The following is a 17,385-nucleotide window of genomic DNA, read 5'->3' on the forward strand; positions in this document are numbered from 1 at the left end:
CACCTAGGTTTTTAGAAGGAAAAAGCGATAAAGGAACATCACACTTCAACTTTATTGTGCCTGCATTCCCACAATTGGAATGGTAGCCCACTTCGGCATATTTTTCTTCACTTTCGCCACCACAATAGTCATATCATCATTTATATAACCATCGCCAGAGCGAATCACCTCTTCCATGATGATATCAGCAATCTCTTGCGGATCTTCAGTTTGTAACTCTTTAATTTTCCGCTTCATCCATAACTCGTGATTCTCTACATGCTGCGCGCCCTCAAAAATCCCATCACTCATCATAATAAGAATATCACCTGTTTTTAATTGCTCACCCACTACATCAACTTCAACATCCTCGATAATCCCCATTGGTAAATTACTTGCTTCAATTTTCAAAATATTATTTGCACGTTTAACAAAACTCGGCGTTGATCCAATCTTTAAAAACTTCGCACTCGCATCCCGCAAATCTACCATAGCTAAGTCTAATGTCGTAAACATCTCTTCTGTTGTTCTTAAAGAGAGAATAGAGTTAATAGATTTAATTGCTATCTCCTCATCAATGCCTGACTGAAGTATTTTTTGTAATAATTTCACTGTTTCTTTACTCTCCATATGAGCTCTTTGTCCATTTCCCATGCCATCACTAATTGCAAGGGCATATTTCCCAACACTTAAATCCATCATCGCATAAGAATCACCCGAAACAAACCCACCGCCTTTCGCGGCTGTGGCCAAGCCGGTATCAAGGGAATACGTTTTTGCTGAACCAAATGATATTAAACTGTGGCCGTTCGGATAAGAAGATTTTTCTTCATGTTTCACAACAATATTTTCCTTTAGAATATCAGAAAGCATCGGTGCAACTAATTTTTCACACTCTCCGTGTTCATTAGATGCAACTGGAATCAACATTTCAATATCAATACTCCCTCTATCTAAACAATAAATATCAACATGCTCTACTTCTACACCAAAATCACGAAACGCTTGCAGAATCTGCTCTTCCTGTACTTGATGATTTTCTCGTTCTCTTTGTATCTCCTTAGCAAAATCCTCCATAACTTTTGATACACCTAATAGTTGCTCCGCTACTATTCTACGATTTTCTTTCATTTGTTTTCGTAATTTTTGTCCCTCATAGAAGTGATCTAATTCACCCGCTACTAAATCCGTCACTTTCTTGCCTCTTACGCAATGCTTGTCCCATTCACGAACTAACTTCCGATTATGCTGCAGAGTTCCTTCTTCCGTTTCACTCATTATTTGTTTCATATAATCATATGTTTTATCGAAATTAACTACCCAGCATTGGTCCTTTTTAAAGCATGTTTGACATGTTTTTGCAGTAATTGTACTTAAGAACAAATCTGCCTCCGTCTCTTTATCTTCCTCCTCCACATATCCATATACAGAAAAGCTATTAGATAAAGCAGCAAATACATTGGCAAATTGATTGATTTTATTCGCTGTAACATCACGCATTCTTCTTAAATATTGTTGTTGATCTTGCGAATGCTCCTGTGTGCCTGGCATAAATTTAGCAATACGATCCATAACAAGTTTCGGTGTTAATAAAAAGAAAGCAATCGCCACACCAGATTCAATTAAAGTTGTCACAATGTTTGTTTGCTTATCTACATATAGCGTAATCAAGCTTGTCCCAATTAATAAACCTAAACTAACACCTAAGCGTTTCCCTTCTTTTAACAAACCACCAAGCAATCCAGAAAAAGCAAGCAGACTAAGTTGGGACAAACTAGAGACATTTGCTAAGCTTAATATTAACCCAGTGACGACCCCTACTGTAGATCCTGTAGCCGCTCCTGCGATAAACGCAAACACAAGCACTAAATACCTAGTAAAAATATGTTGAATAGAAGCGTCATATACGAACCAATCTGTTGTACCAGTTAAAACAGATGCTAGTAATATAATTAAACAAACAATTTCTTCTGTCTCTAACGCTTGTTGTTTCCCTTTTCTTTCTACTAAAAGCGGGACACTTTGTAAAAATATCATAGTTAATACAAAGCTAAGCCCTGCTTCAATCGTACTAACGAGTAAATCGTACATGGTAACAGTTTGTTGTGCAAAATATACGACAACTAAATGTGCAGTTAATGCGGAGATAAATACTTGGAATGGTACAAGTCCAACAGTTTTACGTGTAAACCGACTAAAGAAGATATTATAAATGAAGAAAGTAAAAATAGATGCAAAGGTAAAGAATAAATTATCTATCGAAACTGAAAGTGCGCCCCCCATTAGGGCCAAGAATGCGAGCGGCATTTTATCCCGCTTCATAACATAAACAGCAGCAAAAAACGGTAGTGCAAACGGTAAAATGTTTGTTAATATATATGCTCGTCCCAAAAGAAAACCAATAACAACAATAATAAATCCCCATCTAAAGAAAACTTGCTCAAACTTCATTCGCAACTTACTCGTCCACTTTACTCCTCCAAGCTGACCTTCATTCATTGCCAATGCACTTGTATTCATAGTATTCCTTCCTGCTTTAGGCATATTTTTAACACCACCTGCATAGTTTAATTACTGTCATTATAAAAGATGATTATTGGGATTTTTGTCAAAACAACAGTTTTCACTTTTATAATCGTTCGACTTTTTATTCGAAATAACTCTACATATATACACAGTATGTATTTTATTCTTAATATTTTAATCGAACATTCAGAAAATATAGGGTGATTTTGTAGAAGTGTTGTATGTCTTAATTTATTTAACAAAAAAAGATCATGCGCATTTGCATGATCTTTTTAGATGACCCGTACGGGATTCGAACCCGTGTTACCGCCGTGAAAGGGCGGTGTCTTAACCACTTGACCAACGGGCCGTTAAATTAAATATAGCGGCGGAGGGGATCGAACCCCCGACCTCACGGGTATGAACCGTACGCTCTAGCCAGCTGAGCTACACCGCCATGTCGTCTTATTTAACGGACAATTAGTATCTTACCTCAGATATAATTTAAAGTCAACACATCTTGAAAACTTTTTTAAAAATATATTTTCACATATAAAAAAGCACCCTGAGCAATCGCCCTGGGCACCTCTCTATATTCTAAGAATTAAACGTTCTTATTATCCGCGACGTGCGCCACGGCCACCACGTTTAGATTCAGTGTTACGCTTTAAAGAAGTTAAACGATCTTCACTATCCTTTAAGAAACGTGCCATCTTTTGCTCGAATGTTTCTTTTGGAGCACGGTCGTTACCGCCACCACGGTTATCTCTGTTGAAAGAACGATTACGTTGTGGACGTCCAGAACGTTGTTGATCACCACCGCGTTGGTATTCACCACGTGGACGATCTCCTTCTGTTTTTTCACGCTCTTTCGCTTTTTTAATAGATAGACCAATCTTACCATCTTTTTCAACGTTAATAACTTTTACTTCTACTTGGTCGCCCACTTTTAAGTGATCGTTAATATCTTTCACATAATTATCAGCAACTTCACTAATATGAACAAGACCCGTTAAGCCTTCTGGCAGCTCCACAAAAGCCCCAAAATTTGTAATACCTGTTACTTTACCCTGTAACTTGCTGCCTACCTCGATTGACATAAAAAAAATGCTCCTCCTTAGTGGTTAAAAAGTCAAATTTTACTTTATTATATATAATCCTAAAATATAGTGTCAATAAGACATACTCTACTTAGAAACAGGAAAAATTATCTCCCCTTTTCCAGAGAAGAAATAATCCCTTCTAGCAATCTTTAATACGTACTCTTCATCATTTAACTTTTGAACTTCGTCTTTTAGACTCTTTTCTTTGTTCGTTAATGAATCCAGTTCTTTTTTCATGTCCTTAACTTTTGCTTCTTTTGCTTTAATGGAACTGTTTTGTTGATAAAACGTTACACTAATACTCGCAATAATTGTAAAAGCAAAGACAAGAAAAACCGCTAAACGGCGATAAAGTCGCTTCCTGTTCTCATCCGTTTGTATTATATGCTCTTTAACAGGATTTGGACTCTGTTTTTCGATTGTTCTTTGTCTCAGTTCCCTCATTTCCGAGGTCCCCCTAACTTCTTTTTTATACGCTCCCACAATTGGAAGATATGTCCCTTCAATTTTGCTATATATTGCAGGAACCCTACATGCTTCATTATAAAAAGTTTAACACGATTAGGGAGAAGTTTCCATATGAGCGAAGCAATAAATCGAACAGGCCAGAAAAAAACTTTCCATATGAAAAGTAATATCCAAATCACCATTTTCCATAACACATGTCCAATTGAAAGCAGTATACGAAATAAGAATAATATAAATGCAATAAATAGCTGCGCTATAATAATAACAGGTTTTATCATGAGTAGCTGTATAATTTGAACAAAAAAGTGTGTTGTTTGCACAAAAATATAGATGAGAAAATTTAACAGTCTCATGTATATTGCTTTCAACATGCTTTGATATGCCGCAAAACCACATAATAATGCTAAAAATACATATATACGTAGTTCAGCTTCATTTACAAGAAGTAATACGTAAAAAACGAATAATGCTTGGACAATCCAAAATAGTATATCATGTATAAATACAATCCAACGCTTACGTTCTTGACGTTTTAAAAATCGTTGGTATGTATCTAAAGACGCTCCAATCCAAGCACCCATTCCGATCATTGAGAGCATCGTATACAACTGAATTGTTAGACTCATTTAAACAACTTACTAAAGAAGCCTTTAGTTTTCTCCCCTTGATTCTCATCAATATACAGCATCTCATGAACTTTCCCTTTAATCGATACAACACCTTTTTCTACATCTAAATTTTTCATTTGCAAATTTTGACCGCGAATTGTTAAAAAGCCCATTACAGTCTCAAGTAAAAACTCTTCGCTATCAAAACTCTCTACCTGCTTTACACCGGTAATATCAATTACACGTCTGCCACGCATAACAATATCATGCTCTACAGAAACATTTTGTTGATTAGAAGACATAGGTGAGTAACCATTATTCACGTAAATCCCCCCATACATTTATACTAGCTAATAGTAATGTATGAAGGGATAATCGATTTTAGAACAAGCCTTCTTCGGCCTTTACTTTTTCTTCACGAACTAAGCTATACATATTTGCTGCATCTTCTTTTTTAGTCGTTTCTTTCAATTCATTTATTTTTACAGTTACTATTTTTTGACCAAAACGAATTGTTAATTCATCAGCTACTTTTACATCTGAACTTGCTTTTGCCACTTGACCATTAATGGATATTCTTCCTTGATCAGCTACTTCTTTCGCCAATGTTCTTCTTTTAATTAAACGTGATACTTTTAAAAACTTATCTAGACGCATATTAAATCCCCCTATTAACGCTCTGTTTGTTTTGCCTCTTCCCAGAAAACATCTAACTGCTCTAATGATAAATCTTGCATCTCTTTCTTCATTTCAGCTACCTTTGCTTCCATGTATAAAAAACGACTGACGAATTTCTCATTTGTTGAACGTAACGCTTCTTCTGGATCTATTTTATAATGACGAGCTATATTAACAAACGCAAATAGTAAATCGCCAAATTCACTTAACATCTTCGCCTCATCCATGTTTGTAACTTCTTGTTGGAACTCTTGCCATTCTTCTAAGGCTTTCTCTATCATCGGCTGTACATCAACCCAATCGAAACCAACCTTACCAGCTTTTTTCTGGATTTCATAAGCGCGTAGTAACTGCGGCAAACTTTTTGGAACTCCATTTAAAACAGATTCTTTTACAAACCCTTTTTCTTGTTTTTTAATTTCTTCCCAATTGGCAATTACTTCATCGGCATTATTTACATCCGTATTCCCAAATACATGCGGATGACGACGAACCATTTTCTCAGATAAAGTTCGAATAATATCATCTATAGAGAACCAACCTTCGTCCTCTCCGATTTGGGCATGAAGCATAACTTGTAATAATACATCACCCAGTTCTTCTACTAAGTGATCATCATCCTCTTCATCAATTGCTTCTAATACTTCATAAGCTTCCTCAATTAAATATTTCTTTAAAGATTGATGTGTTTGCTTTTTATCCCATGGACAGCCATTCGGGCCACGAAGATCTGCAATAATTTCTCTAAGCACATCAAACTGTTGATACAAGGATGCACGTTCCTGAACTGGTGGTATGTACACACTCGTTAAATTATTCAACTCCGTTTCATGATCTAACATGTACAACGGCACCTTTTTCACTTGCTCAAATGAAGTCCCTGCAGCTGTTACGATATACACTTCATAATCATCTGGCAGCATCTCCATTAATGTTAATTTCACATCTGATGCAACGAATGCGTCATATACTTGGCAAAAGATTAAGTGTTGACGTAATTCTAATTGTCCTCTTTCAAATGATGTAGCGTCAATTAATTGGAATCCTTCAATCGGATCAATCTTAAGACTTGCAAACATAGGATCAAGGAAACTTTGCCCACCTTCAATTCGCACTTCAATATTCGCTACTTCACTTTTTTCCAATAGTAGCTGAACCGTTCTTTCCGCTACAAGTGGATGCCCTGGAACAGCATAGATGATTTCTGCACCTTCAGCTTGTTTTAGCAATGTATTCGCAATTGTTTCATATACAATTTCAAATGTATCATGTGCTTCATATACATTGTCAAAAGCAGTATATCGTATACCTTCTTTCTCCAACTCTTCTATAACGGGATGTTCCTTCGTTCTAACAAACATGTGATCTGCTTCTTTTATTTTTCTATATACACCCATCGTTAACTGATCTAATTCACCAGCACCTAATCCTAAAATAGTAATGATTCCACTCACAACCTGTCACCTCTATCCACTCTTCTTCAATGAACCTTCTTTTTTCTCTTTTTTCATAACGGTTCCTATTTCTGCTTTTGTAAATACACGTAATTTTAAAATGAAAAACATATATGCCAATCCGCCGATGGCTACACCTAACAACGCCTCAAGTGTTGCAACACCTCTATGACTTGTATCCATTACTAATCCAGACATTTGCAATACACGCATAAACATTATTAGTACAAATCCCATACCGATACCACTAATAACTATACCTAACATATTCCGTTTGTCGATAAGCGATTCGGATACAGCTCGCATAAGTAATACACTATTTAGTATAGAAATTACAATTAACGCAACTAGCGTCGCAATTGCAGCTCCCTTCACACTAAAATATGGCATTAATATATAATTTAAAGCTAACTTTAAACAACCGCCACATATAACAAATATTGCTGGTTTTAATGTTTGTCCTAACCCTTGCAAAATAGAAGCAGTTGTAATCGACAATGAACTAAATAAAATAGATAAAGATAAAATAGATAAAACATCTGACCCATCACTATTTTCAAACAACATAATATTCGTAGGTTGGATAATACAAGTTAATCCAATGGCTGCTGCAAATCCGATAACAAATGTTATTTTCATCGCTAACCTTACCTTTTCTCGAATAAAGGTAAGATCCCCTCTTTCCTTCGCTGCTGTAATAATTGGAATAAGCGACAACGAGAAGGAAGTTGTCACGACAGTACCCAATTGCATAAGCGGGATACTTCTGTCATAAACACCTTTTAACACCTTTGCACTTTCAACTGGCTCTCCCGCTCCAATAAGTAGAGAATAGAAAGAAATAGAATCAGCCATTTGTATAAAAATAAGCACTAAGTTACTAACACAAATCGCTAACCCCTGCCAAAACAGGATTTTTATAATCTTCTTTTTCCCTTTAATCCTCTTTACACTTTTGAAGAATATAGAACGAAAGTCATGACGCATATAAAGTATAAGTACGATAATCCCAATCAATCCACCTGCGATTGAACCGAGCATAGCACCTGCACCAACTGTATATAAATCAAATTCGTGAGCAATTAGGAATAGAGATAAAAATACAATAATAGAAACACGAATCGTTTGTTCTATCACTTGCGAAACAGCTGTTGGCATCATATTATTGAATCCCTGGAAATATCCTCTTGCTACAGATAAAAACGGCATCAATATGAATGAAAAGGAAATAACGCGTAATAGCTTATCTAAGTGTATATCGCCCATAGCTATCGCAATTGCTTCGGCACCAAAGAACAATGTAAAAAATCCTATGAAACCAATCCCTAATAAAAACCAAAAAGATACACAAATAATTTCCTCTGCTTCTTGTTTTTTCCCTCGCTCTAATCGTTCCGCAACCATTTTTGAAATTATAATAGGGAACCCATAAGTAGCTAAAATTAAACAAAATCCATAAAATGGATAAATTTGTTGGTAAATATAAAAACCAACGTCACCCGCTATATTTTGATATGGAATACGGTAAAAGGCGCTTAATACCTTTGTAACAAAACTTGCGATTGTTAATATAATAGCCCCACGCCAAAAGGCTTGATACTTCTTCGATTCCATGCAAGAAAACTCCTTTTTCTATTCTCACCCCTCGTATTATATCATAAAGAAAAGGACAAGCTTCCTTACCTACACAAGTAAGAATACGTTCGTGCAACGTTAGAAATATTCAATGAAAAAAGGTAGCAAAGCGCTACCTTCATTCAATATACATATATCTCCAAATAATTGATTTCTCAAGAAGAAATATCATAATTAGGAAAGATTGCTACTTCTAAAATCATACACCTTTACTGTTCCATTTGTTTTGCTAAGAAACTGGCAGCAGTATTGACCGCCTTGTGTTCTATTTCGCTTATAATCGCTTCTTTTGAAAAAATAATGACAGCCCCAATTGGGTCTCCATTTGCAACAATCGGCCCAACTGTATAAGAATGAACCTTTTCTGTTACACCATCAATAATGGAAATATCACTTTCGTCCGTCATAATAACAGACTTTCTTTCTTCCATCGTTTTTTCAATTAAATCGCCAACACTTTTATTTAAGTATTCTTTTTTTGATACACCTGATACTGCGATAATAGAATCTCGATCACATACAAGCACATTATGTCCTAAGCTATCATATAAAGCATCTGCATATTCTTTTGCAAAATCACCTAGCTCGCTAATTGGAGAATATTTCTTTAAAATTACTTCTCCATCGCGATCTACAAATATTTCTAGTGGGTCCCCTTCTCGAATACGTAAAGTTCTACGAATTTCCTTCGGGATTACTACCCTACCTAAATCATCAATTCGACGTACGATTCCAGTTGCTTTCATTCTAATGCTGCCTCACTTTCTACTGATGATCAAAGTGGTGAATTTACCTGTTCATGTAAAAATCACCAACTGTTAGACATAGTATTTTACACATTAGTTCTTCTATGCACGTCGAATTGCATTTTTTTATCTAATATTAGGCATTTATGACTTCTTTTTTTACATCTGGCAAGCCTTTTAATAAATTTTCAGCAATTGTTAACCACTTCGATGTCTCTAAGCCATTTGTTTTCATGACGATTTTCAATTGTGATCCTTCCATTCCTAGACCGATCATTCGTCCAAAACTATTTCCAAGCATAAATAATTTTCCGCCATCAATGTTTTGACTCGCTTGTTCTGAGAACAGAATTGTTACTTCAAATTTATTTTGCTTAATTAATTCAATTTGTTCTTTCATTGCTAATACTTTAATATTTGCGATTTGCAATAAGTAACCAACTTCTTGCGGGTAATCACCAAATCTATCTATCATCTCTTCCTGCAACTCTTCAATATCCTCAATTGCAGAAACACCTCTAAACTGTTTATACATCATAATTTTTTGTTTACTATCAGAAATATAAGCATCCGGTAAATATGCATCTACTTCTAAATCAATTTCAACATTAACTGTATTTTCAACTCCGTCTGTTCCCCTACGCTGTTCAATTGCATCTTTTAACATTTGAGAATATAAATCAAATCCGACAGAATCAATAAATCCATGTTGTTCGGCTCCTAACAAGTTACCAGCACCACGAATTGATAAATCTCGCATCGCAATTTTGAAACCAGATCCAAGCTCTGTGAACTCCTTAATGGCTTGCAGGCGCTTCTCCGCAACTTCCGATAACACTTTATCCCGTTTGTATGCAAAGTAAGCATATGCAACACGATTAGAACGTCCAACACGCCCACGAAGCTGATACAACTGCGATAATCCCATACGATCTGCATCAAATACAATTAATGTATTTACATTTGGAATATCTACACCCGTCTCAATAATCGTTGTGCTTACAAGAACATCATGCTGTCCTTCTAAAAACGATAGCATAACAGACTCTAATTCACTCTCGTTCATTTTCCCATGTGCATAAGTTACACGCGCATCTGGAACTAACATCGAAATTTCATCTGCTTTTCGTTCGATATCCTCTACACGATTATATAGGAAGTAAACTTGACCACCTCTTGCAAGCTCCCGTTCTATCGCTTCTCGCATTAATGCTGGATTATACTCTACTACATATGTTTGAACCGGGAAACGATTTTCCGGCGGCGTCTCAATAACAGATAAATCACGCACACCAAGCATAGACATATGGAGCGTACGCGGAATCGGAGTTGCCGTTAATGTTAATACGTCAACATTTGCTTTTAATTGTTTAATTTTTTCTTTATGCGTTACACCAAATCTTTGTTCTTCATCAATAATAAGAAGACCTAAATCTTTATAAGTAACATCTTTAGATAAAATACGGTGCGTTCCGATTACAATATCTACTGTGCCATCTTTTAAACCTTTAATTGTTTCATTTTGCTGCTTTCTCGTACGGAATCTACTTAATAATCCTATATTGATTGGATAATCTTGAAAACGCTCTCGAATTGTTTCATAGTGTTGTTGTGCAAGGATCGTTGTCGGCACTAAAATTGCAACTTGTTTTTCATCCATAATTGCTTTAAACGCCGCACGAATAGCTACTTCCGTCTTTCCATATCCTACATCACCACAAAGAAGCCTATCCATCGGACGTCCACGTTCCATATCCTTTTTAATCTCTTCAATAGAACGTAATTGATCCTCTGTCTCTTGATACGGGAAAGAGGACTCGAATTCTTGTTGTTCTGCCGTATCCGGTGTATATGCATAACCCTTTGAAGCTTCGCGCTCAGCATATAGTTTAATTAGGTCATCCGCAATGTCTTGTACAGATTTTTCAACTTTCGTTTTGACCTTCTTCCAATCATTTCCACCCAATTTATAAACTTTCGGATCCTTACCCTCAGATCCTACATATTTTTGCACTTGGTCAATTTGTTCAATTGGAACGTATAACTTATCATTACCTTGATATTTAATATTCAAATAATCTTTATGAACACCGTTAATCTCTAATGTTTCAATACCTAAGAATTTACCTATACCATGATTTACATGAACTACATAATCCCCAACTTTTAATTCCGAATAACTTTTAATACGCTCAGCATTCGATAACTTTTGCTTACGTTGTGATTTTTTAACTTTCTTATGGAAAAGCTCTTTTTCAGTAATGACAACAAGCTTTTGCATCGGCATTTCAAATCCTGCATGTAAATCACCTACAGCAATTTGTAGCCTTCCAGGCAATAATATATCTGTGCCTTCTACAATATCTGCCTCAATATCATAATCACTTAAAATATGTTGTAGTTTTTTCACACGTTCATCATCTGTACCTAACACAACAGTCGTAAAATGCCCTTCGTTCCATCTATCAATTTCAGTTTTCAACAACTGCATCTGCCCATGGAAATCTTGCATTGTTTTACATGTCACATTCACAATGTTTTGCGGATGTGTATGTGCTATATGACGTAAGAATAACGTTAAATATACAAAACTTCTTTTTTTATGATGAAGAAATTCTTCAAACGAATGAGAGAAAGATAAATCTTGAATGATTGTTCCCTCACCGAGAAGGGATATATACCATTCCGCCTCTTCCGTTTCAAGATGTGATGCTGTTTCTTGAATACGTGAAATCTCATCTAAAATCACAACACCATCTTCTGGTAAATAATCTATCAGACTAGCAGGTTCGTTATAGAAAATAGATAAATATTTAAACATCTGTTCTATACTTTGCCCGTTTTTTAACATCTCAATTTCATGACTTACCGTCTCAAGCACTGTAGTCTTCAACTTATCATCAGAAAGTTTTTGCATCGTCTTAGTCAGACCTTCTTCAAGATGCTTAATTCCTGATTTCAATTCTTCCTGCGAAAATAAAAACTCTGTTGCTGGACCAAATCTAACACTTTCTTTTTTATCTTGAGAGCGCTGTTCATCCACATCAAATAATCGAATAGAATCAACTTCTGTATCGAAAAATTCAATACGAAATGGTAGCTCTTCAGTTAGTGGATAAATATCTAATATTCCCCCGCGTAAACTAAATTCTCCAGGAGCTTCTACCATAGACTTACGCTCATAGCCGATATGATGTAAAGTATGCAAGAATGTATCTAAATCAATCTCTTGCCCTAGATTGATTTCGATTTGCCTTTGCTTCCACAACTCTTTCATTGGTAAAAATCTGCGTAGTCCTGCAACTGGTGCTACAATAATCCCATGTTCTCCTGCAGCTAAGCGATTTAACACTTCAATACGTTGCGCCTTCAATTCTGGGCTTGCAACACCAAGTTCTGATGCTATCAATTCATTTACTGGATATAGCCATACATCTTTTTCACCAAGTAACGCCACTAAATCTTCATGTACTTTTTGTGCTTGATATAAATTATGCGTCACAATAAGTTGTGATTTTTTTGTTTTTTTATATAAGGCCGCCATTAATAACGAACGAGAAGAGGTTGCCATACCTGATACAAGTTGCTCTTTTAACCCATCTTCTAATCCATTAATGACCGATTGGATCTCTTCATTTTTATAAAATTGCTCTAATAAACCTATCATTTTCAAAACCCCTCTCAACATAAAAGAGCAAGCCACTATATTTTATGCAAATATTTCGGAAAAAGAAAACAGAAAAATGCTTTGGACATGCCAAAGCGACAACATTTTATTGCAGAAATTTTTCATATTCATAATACTCAGGATAAGATGCGAGCGTTTCTTGACACAATTCACAAATCGTTTTTATATATATATTTCCATTCTCATGAAAATGAATCATTTCTACTACTTCTTGCTCTGTTAGTTGAAATAAAACGTCGCTATATACTTTTTCTGCGGTAACGGAGCCTACATTACTCCCGCAATGTCTGCAATAATAATACCCTTCCATACTAGCCTCCTAAAAATCCAATTACTGCTAGTATGGGTAAAAACAAAATAAAATATTCCCAATCGTACCCTTAACTATTGAAAGTATTCATAATTTGAAGAAAAGGTTTATTTAACCATTCTTCACATGCATCTGCTGCTTTTTCAATAGAATGATTTACATCAGGAATCTCTTCTGATGTAAAACGTCCTAATACGTAATCTACTACCTTCATTCCATTTTTCGGACGATCGATTCCCATGCGGATACGTTGAAACTCTTGTGTTCCTAAATGTGAAATTGTTGATTTCACACCATTATGTCCACCCGCACTGCCTTTCATACGAAGGCGTAATTTACCTACAGGAATGTCTAAATCGTCGTACAGAACAACGAAGTCCTCTACATCAATTTTATAGTAATCCATTAGTGGACGAATACTTTCCCCAGATAAATTCATATATGTAAGTGGCTTTAATAAGATTACTTTTTCTCCATTAACAAATCCTGCACCAAATACTCCTTTAAACTTTTGTTCGTTCAAAGAAATATTCCAACGCTTTGCAAGTTCATCAATCGCCATAAATCCAATATTATGCCTTGTTAATTCATATTCTCTACCCGGGTTCCCAAGTCCTACTATCAATTTCATTCTTGTACCACTACTTTCTTTTTTCGATACGAAAAGACGTAACCAATCTTGGTTACGTCTCATTCTATCCAATTAATTGAATAATACACTTACAGATTCTTCTTCGTATACACGAATGATTGCTTCTCCGATTAGTGGAGCAACTGAAAGTTCATGTACTTTGTCGATTTTCTTCTCTTCTGGTAATACGATAGAGTTCGTTACAACTAACTCTTTAATATTTGAGTTTTGGATGCGCTCAATTGCTGGACCAGATAATACTGGGTGTGTACAGCAAGCATATACTTCAGAAGCACCGTTCTCAACAAGAGCGTTTGCTGCTAATGTAATTGTACCAGCTGTATCAATGATGTCATCAATTAAAATTGCTGTTTTACCTTCAATATTACCGATAATGTTCATTACCTCAGATACGTTCGGACGAGGACGACGCTTATCAATAATAGCGATCGGTGCTTTTAGGCGATCTGCCATTTTTCTAGCACGAGTTACCCCACCGTGGTCAGGTGACACGATTACGATATCTTTAAGACCTTTTGTTTCAAAGTAATCTGAAAGAATCGGTACACCCATTAGGTGGTCGATTGGGATATCAAAGAACCCTTGAATTTGTGGAGCATGTAAATCTAGAGTGATTACACGAGTTGCACCTGCTGTTTCAAGCAAGTTTGCTACAAGTTTCGATGTAATTGGTTCACGAGAACGCGCTTTACGGTCTTGACGCGCATAACCATAGTAAGGAATAACAATATTAATTGTTTTTGCAGATGCACGCTTTAATGCATCGATCATAATAAGTAATTCCATGATATGTTCGTTTACTGGGAAGCTTGTAGATTGAATAATGAATACATCGCAACCACGGATACTTTCTTCAATGTTAATTTGAACTTCTCCATCACTAAAACGATCAACAGAACATTTTCCTAGTCCTACTCCAATATGCTTTGCAATTTGCTCAGCAAGTTCCTTATTAGAGTTTAAAGAGAATACTTTCAAATTAGAATTTAGATATTGAGTCGACATCTAGATTAACCCTCCACATTATGATTTTTTCTTATTCAGCAATTGATCAACATAGTCTTCTTTGTTAACTTGACGTGCACGTGCTACAGACAATGCTTTTGATGGAACATTCTCTGTAATTGTAGAGCCTGCTGCCACATAAGCACCGTCTTCAACTGTTACAGGAGCAACAAGGTTTGAATTACATCCAATAAATACCCCGTTACCAATCACAGTTTTGAATTTATTCTTACCGTCATAGTTCACCGTAATTGAACCACAACCAAGATTCACGTCTTCTCCAACTTGTGCATCCCCGATATAACTTAAGTGTGAAGCTTTACTTCTATTACCAAAAACAGTTTTTTTGATTTCCACGAAGTTTCCAACGCGTACTTCATCTCCAATAACTGAATCTGGGCGAATATGTGCAAATGGGCCAACCGATACTTCTGTACCAAGCTTACTATCATGTACAGTAGATTGACGAATTGTCGTACGATCTCCAATTTCACTATCGCGAATTACTGTATGCGGTCCAATCTCACAATCAGAACCGATTACAGTGTTCCCCTCAATAATTGTTCCTGGATGAAGAACTGTATCACTACCGATAATTGCATCAGCAGAAATATACGTGTTACTTGGATCAATAATAGTAACACCATTTACCATGTTCTTTCGGTTGATACGGTTTTTCATAATAATTTCCGCTTGCGATAGAGCGACTCTGTCGTTAACACCTAACGTTTCATCGAAGTGCTCTGTTTGATAAGCTGATACAATATGACCTTCATTTTTTAAAATTTCAATAACATCTGGCAGGTAATATTCACCTTGTACGTTATCATTTGAAACTTTAGAAAGTGAAGCAAATAAAGCTTTATTATCAAAACAATACGTACCTGTATTGATTTCTTTAATAGCTAATTCTTTCTCATTTGCATCCTTATGCTCAACAATCTTTTCAACATGACCATTCTCATTACGAACGATACGACCATATCCAGCAGGTTCTTCTATGTAAGCTGTTAATACCGTTGCCATTGCCCCTGCTTCTTTATGTTGCTGAAGTAATGCTTCCATCGTTTCAGCAGTTATTAGCGGTGTATCACCACAAATAACTAAAGTTGTTCCTTCTTCGTTTGCAAGTACACTTGCAGCTTGATCTACAGCATGTGCTGTACCAAGTTGTTCTGCTTGTAATGCAAACTCACTTACGTTTCCTAGCTGTTCTTGTACCATTTCAGCACCATGTCCTACGACTGTTACAAGTTTCTGCAATCCTAATTGAGATACTTGATCGACAACATGTTGTACCATAGGTTTTCCACATACAGGATGAAGCACCTTGTATAGCTTAGACTTCATACGTGTGCCTTTACCTGCCGCTAGAATCACTGCAAATCTGTTTGACATATAGACCCTCCATCGCAACCTATTTATCCATTAACGATATTATCCTAAATCATCATATATTTCAAGAAACACATTTTAACTATTAAATTTTACCATAATTCTTATAAGATGTTTTACTCTTTAGTATCTTTTTTAAGAAATAAGCTATACTATTTAAAATGATTTTGAAAAAATTAGAAGTTTATCTCTTCACTTTGTTGAATTTAGAATTTTCCGGACATAGGAATGTATATAACCACAAAAAAACAAACCCCTGTAAATGCTTACAGGAGTTTGTTACAAAATTATAGGGCTTTCTCTAAAAAGCCCTTTTCATTCGAATTTTACGAAGCACCTGCTTCTTCAAACTCAACCTCTTCTAACTCGCCTAAACGATGATACTCTGTTAAAACCGCATCTTGAATTTTAGAGCGTGTACCAGAATTAATTGGATGTGCAATGTCACGGAATTCTCCATCTGGAGTACGTTTACTTGGCATTGCTACAAATAATCCATTATTACCATCAATTACACGAATATCATGAACAACAAATTCATGGTCTAGAGTAATAGAGGCAATTGCTCTCATGCGGCCTTCTGTGTTTACGCGGCGTAATCTTACGTCAGTCACTTCCATCTTGTGTTCACCACCCTTTTCTAAATAAGCGATATATTTGTATAAATTCCACAAAATTTCTATTTTCCCTTTAATTTTTTAAAAATTTTTAAGATAAAAATTTTTAATGTAATTGAATATAGAGATTAGTAGAGGTTATCGCTTACAAAGAATTACTTAACTAGGGCAATTACTTCGATTTCAACTGAAACATCTTTCGGTAATTTTGCTACTTGTACACAAGAACGAGCTGGCTTATGAGCAGAGAAATAAGATCCATATACTTCATTAACAGCATTAAAATCATCCATATCTTTTAAGAATACTGTTGTTTTTACTACCGTATCAAATGAAGCACCTGCTTCTTCTAATACTGCTTGTAAATTTTGAAATACTTGCTCTGTTTGTACTGTTACGTCTCCTGCTACAAGCTCTCCACTTGCAGTTAACGGAATTTGTCCTGAACTGTAAAAAATATTATTTACAATAATCCCTTGTGAATATGGTCCAATTGCTTGTGGTGCATTGTTTGTTTGAACAACTTTCATACTTTTCACCCT

At 35.7% G+C, this 17,385-nt stretch carries 16 protein-coding genes and 2 tRNA genes; all 18 read right to left on the reverse strand.

Annotated features, from left to right (window positions below; genetic code table 11):
- Nucleotides 1–51: 51 nt before the first annotated feature.
- Nucleotides 52–2,523 (reverse strand): stage II sporulation protein E, encoded by a 2,472-nt coding sequence (gene spoIIE, locus ACTFSI_RS26380; protein WP_001123535.1) that lies wholly within the window; start codon nt 2,521–2,523, stop codon nt 52–54.
- Between the two features lie 259 nt (nt 2,524–2,782).
- Nucleotides 2,783–2,854 (reverse strand) — tRNA-Glu (locus ACTFSI_RS26385).
- Nucleotides 2,855–2,867: 13 nt separating this feature from the next.
- Nucleotides 2,868–2,941: transfer RNA gene (locus tag ACTFSI_RS26390), tRNA-Met, on the reverse strand.
- Nucleotides 2,942–3,101: 160 nt separating this feature from the next.
- The gene (locus tag ACTFSI_RS26395; protein WP_000021452.1) at nt 3,102–3,584 is read right to left on the reverse strand and encodes a S1 domain-containing RNA-binding protein; all 483 of its coding nucleotides are present in this window, start codon (nt 3,582–3,584) and stop codon (nt 3,102–3,104) included.
- An 87-nt stretch (nt 3,585–3,671) separates the two neighbouring features.
- Nucleotides 3,672–4,031: a cell division protein DivIC gene (gene divIC, locus ACTFSI_RS26400; protein ID WP_001208736.1), complete on the reverse strand. Its 360-nt coding sequence runs from the start codon at nt 4,029–4,031 to the stop codon at nt 3,672–3,674.
- Nucleotides 4,028–4,681, reverse strand: a complete 654-nt coding sequence (gene yabQ, locus ACTFSI_RS26405) for a spore cortex biosynthesis protein YabQ (RefSeq protein ID WP_000059762.1) — start codon at nt 4,679–4,681, stop codon at nt 4,028–4,030. Before yabQ ends, divIC begins: the two co-directional genes overlap by 4 nt.
- Nucleotides 4,678–4,986, reverse strand: coding sequence for a sporulation protein YabP (yabP, locus tag ACTFSI_RS26410; protein ID WP_001059102.1), 309 nt, complete (start codon nt 4,984–4,986; stop codon nt 4,678–4,680). Before yabP ends, yabQ begins: the two co-directional genes overlap by 4 nt.
- 58 nt (nt 4,987–5,044) lie before the next feature.
- The gene (locus ACTFSI_RS26415; protein WP_001234876.1) at nt 5,045–5,320 is read right to left on the reverse strand and encodes an RNA-binding S4 domain-containing protein; all 276 of its coding nucleotides are present in this window, start codon (nt 5,318–5,320) and stop codon (nt 5,045–5,047) included.
- A gap of 14 nt (nt 5,321–5,334) precedes the next feature.
- A complete protein-coding gene (gene mazG, locus ACTFSI_RS26420; RefSeq protein ID WP_000014267.1) occupies nt 5,335–6,795 on the reverse strand; it encodes a nucleoside triphosphate pyrophosphohydrolase in 1,461 nt (486 codons plus the stop codon).
- A 12-nt stretch (nt 6,796–6,807) separates the two neighbouring features.
- Complete coding sequence (locus ACTFSI_RS26425; protein WP_000444155.1) at nt 6,808–8,409, reverse strand: putative polysaccharide biosynthesis protein; 1,602 nt, start codon at nt 8,407–8,409, stop codon at nt 6,808–6,810.
- A 230-nt stretch (nt 8,410–8,639) separates the two neighbouring features.
- Entirely contained in the window at nt 8,640–9,176 is a 537-nt protein-coding gene (gene spoVT / locus ACTFSI_RS26430; protein ID WP_000648302.1) for a stage V sporulation protein T, read from the reverse strand.
- Nucleotides 9,177–9,312: 136 nt separating this feature from the next.
- Complete coding sequence (gene mfd, locus ACTFSI_RS26435) at nt 9,313–12,843, reverse strand: transcription-repair coupling factor (RefSeq protein WP_000579710.1); 3,531 nt, start codon at nt 12,841–12,843, stop codon at nt 9,313–9,315.
- Nucleotides 12,844–12,949: 106 nt separating this feature from the next.
- Nucleotides 12,950–13,174, reverse strand: a complete 225-nt coding sequence (locus tag ACTFSI_RS26440) for an anti-sigma-F factor Fin (RefSeq protein ID WP_000399440.1) — start codon at nt 13,172–13,174, stop codon at nt 12,950–12,952.
- A gap of 70 nt (nt 13,175–13,244) precedes the next feature.
- Complete coding sequence (gene pth / locus ACTFSI_RS26445) at nt 13,245–13,805, reverse strand: aminoacyl-tRNA hydrolase (RefSeq protein WP_001979768.1); 561 nt, start codon at nt 13,803–13,805, stop codon at nt 13,245–13,247.
- A 72-nt stretch (nt 13,806–13,877) separates the two neighbouring features.
- Nucleotides 13,878–14,831, reverse strand: a complete 954-nt coding sequence (locus tag ACTFSI_RS26450) for a ribose-phosphate diphosphokinase (protein WP_000107420.1) — start codon at nt 14,829–14,831, stop codon at nt 13,878–13,880.
- An 18-nt stretch (nt 14,832–14,849) separates the two neighbouring features.
- On the reverse strand, nt 14,850–16,229 hold the full coding sequence (glmU, locus tag ACTFSI_RS26455; RefSeq protein WP_000071036.1) for a bifunctional UDP-N-acetylglucosamine diphosphorylase/glucosamine-1-phosphate N-acetyltransferase GlmU: 1,380 nt from the start codon (nt 16,227–16,229) through the stop codon (nt 14,850–14,852).
- Between the two features lie 323 nt (nt 16,230–16,552).
- Nucleotides 16,553–16,846 (reverse strand): septation regulator SpoVG, encoded by a 294-nt coding sequence (gene spoVG / locus ACTFSI_RS26460; RefSeq protein WP_000454041.1) that lies wholly within the window; start codon nt 16,844–16,846, stop codon nt 16,553–16,555.
- A gap of 152 nt (nt 16,847–16,998) precedes the next feature.
- A complete protein-coding gene (locus ACTFSI_RS26465) occupies nt 16,999–17,373 on the reverse strand; it encodes a RidA family protein (protein ID WP_070805066.1) in 375 nt (124 codons plus the stop codon).
- Nucleotides 17,374–17,385 lie beyond the last annotated feature (12 nt).

The sequence above is a fragment of the Bacillus cereus group sp. MYBK101-2 genome (assembly GCF_051918845.1).
GTDB classification, from domain to species: domain Bacteria; phylum Bacillota; class Bacilli; order Bacillales; family Bacillaceae_G; genus Bacillus_A; species Bacillus_A paranthracis.

Coding starts and splice junctions, on each gene's coding strand:
- ACTFSI_RS26425 (WP_000444155.1), bottom strand. CDS start 8,409: ATGGAATCGAAGAAGTATCAAGCCTTTTGGCGTGGGGCTATTATATTA.
- ACTFSI_RS26440 (WP_000399440.1), bottom strand. CDS start 13,174: ATGGAAGGGTATTATTATTGCAGACATTGCGGGAGTAATGTAGGCTCC.
- mfd (WP_000579710.1), bottom strand. CDS start 12,843: ATGATAGGTTTATTAGAGCAATTTTATAAAAATGAAGAGATCCAATCG.
- spoIIE (WP_001123535.1), bottom strand. CDS start 2,523: ATGCCTAAAGCAGGAAGGAATACTATGAATACAAGTGCATTGGCAATG.
- yabQ (WP_000059762.1), bottom strand. CDS start 4,681: ATGAGTCTAACAATTCAGTTGTATACGATGCTCTCAATGATCGGAATG.
- ACTFSI_RS26395 (WP_000021452.1), bottom strand. CDS start 3,584: ATGTCAATCGAGGTAGGCAGCAAGTTACAGGGTAAAGTAACAGGTATT.
- ACTFSI_RS26415 (WP_001234876.1), bottom strand. CDS start 5,320: ATGCGTCTAGATAAGTTTTTAAAAGTATCACGTTTAATTAAAAGAAGA.
- pth (WP_001979768.1), bottom strand. CDS start 13,805: ATGAAATTGATAGTAGGACTTGGGAACCCGGGTAGAGAATATGAATTA.
- spoVG (WP_000454041.1), bottom strand. CDS start 16,846: ATGGAAGTGACTGACGTAAGATTACGCCGCGTAAACACAGAAGGCCGC.
- divIC (WP_001208736.1), bottom strand. CDS start 4,031: ATGAGGGAACTGAGACAAAGAACAATCGAAAAACAGAGTCCAAATCCT.
- ACTFSI_RS26465 (WP_070805066.1), bottom strand. CDS start 17,373: ATGAAAGTTGTTCAAACAAACAATGCACCACAAGCAATTGGACCATAT.
- glmU (WP_000071036.1), bottom strand. CDS start 16,229: ATGTCAAACAGATTTGCAGTGATTCTAGCGGCAGGTAAAGGCACACGT.
- spoVT (WP_000648302.1), bottom strand. CDS start 9,176: ATGAAAGCAACTGGAATCGTACGTCGAATTGATGATTTAGGTAGGGTA.
- ACTFSI_RS26450 (WP_000107420.1), bottom strand. CDS start 14,831: ATGTCGACTCAATATCTAAATTCTAATTTGAAAGTATTCTCTTTAAAC.